This is a genomic window from Paraburkholderia mimosarum LMG 23256 = NBRC 106338 (assembly GCF_000739815.1).
Classification (GTDB): domain Bacteria; phylum Pseudomonadota; class Gammaproteobacteria; order Burkholderiales; family Burkholderiaceae; genus Paraburkholderia; species Paraburkholderia mimosarum.
The window spans coordinates 1-1,411 of the sequence record NZ_BBJJ01000293.1 but is presented as its reverse complement, the minus strand read 5'-3'; the positions used below and the strand labels follow the sequence as shown (position 1 = coordinate 1,411).

The following is a 1,411-nucleotide window of genomic DNA, read 5'->3' as shown; positions in this document are numbered from 1 at the left end:
CTTATCACAACGCATCTGTTGATGCGCTAAACTCCCACGCATGAAAACGCGTCCCGACCGGCTCTCTGCCCCCGCTCCCGCCTGCGCATTCCCCGGTTTCCCCGCAGCCGGTGAACTCGCCGTGCTGCGCGCATGGTACGAGGGCCTGCCGGTTCGCCAGGCCGTGGCGCGCTATCTGCCCTCCGCACTTGGCGACGGCAGGTCCGCGCGCGGCGTGCTCGGGCGCATCCGGCGCACGCTCGTGGCCATCGCGCGGGCCGCGCATCGCGACGATCTCGCGGCCCTGCTCTCGCATCCTGTCGAACAGCGCGCGCAGCACGCCAGGGCGGTCGCGCAGGCCATCGAGACCTTGCGCACCGCGCGCCCTCCCGAGCCGCAGATCGCCGATGACATCGCGCAGTGGTTCGCACCGCGCGCCGTGCGGGTGCTGCACGCGCACGGCATCACCACGCTCGCCGATCTCACCGTGCGCATTCCGCGCCGCCGCCAGTGGTGGAAGGCCGTGCCCGGTCTCGGCATGGCGAGCGCCCGCGCGATCGAGGCGTTTTTCGCGGCATGGCCCGCACTCACCGAAAAGGCCCGCGCGCTCATCGTGGCGAGCCAGCGCGGGGACATCGCACCATGGGAATCGCTGAAACTGCCGCACGAAGTCGACGGTTCTGAAGGCACGTTCCGCGCCCCGCGCGCGACCTGCACGCTCGACGCCTCGAACGACTATGAGGCCGTGCAGAGCTGGCTCTCGCTGCACGAATCGACCGCCACACAGCGCACTTACCGCAAGGAGGCCGAGCGACTCATCCTCTGGGCGATCGTCGAACGCGGGCGGGCCCTCTCTTCGCTTACGACCGAAGACGCCATCGCCTACCGCAGCTTCCTGCGCCATCCCGCGCCTCGCGGGCGCTGGATCGGACCGGTGCGGCCGCGCTCGTCGCCCGAATGGCGTCCGTTCAACGGCAGCCTTTCGGCCCGCTCGGTCGCGCATGCGCTCTCGATTCTCGGCGCGCTGTTCCGCTGGCTCGTCGAACAGCGCTATGTGCTTGCCAATCCGTTTTCGGGTGTGAAGGTGCGCGGCGGCAGCACGGTAACGGCGCTCGATGCCTCGCATGCCTTCACCGAAGGCGAATGGGCGTTGACGCGCACCCTCGCCGACGGCCTCGAGTGGTCATACGGCTGGACGAAGCCCGCCGCGCAGCGGCTACGCTTCCTGCTCGACTTCGGCTACGCAACCGGCCTGCGCGCGAGCGAACTCATCGGCGCCACGCTAGGCCACGTGGAGACCGACGCGCGCGGCGATCACTGGCTGCGCGTGACGGGCAAGGGCGGCAAGGTCGCGCGCGTGGCGCTGCCGCCGCTTGCCTGGGAGGCGCTCGCGCGCTATCTCACGGAACGGGGACTGCCCGCGACGACGGCG

1 protein-coding gene is annotated in these 1,411 nt (G+C 70.4%); it reads left to right on the top strand.

Going from position 1 to position 1,411, the window contains the following annotated elements; translation table 11 throughout:
- Window positions 1-40 precede the first annotated feature (40 nt).
- On the top strand, window positions 41-1,411 hold a 1,371-nt coding region (locus BMI01S_RS37480), incomplete at its 3' end, for a phage integrase family protein (protein WP_042293457.1).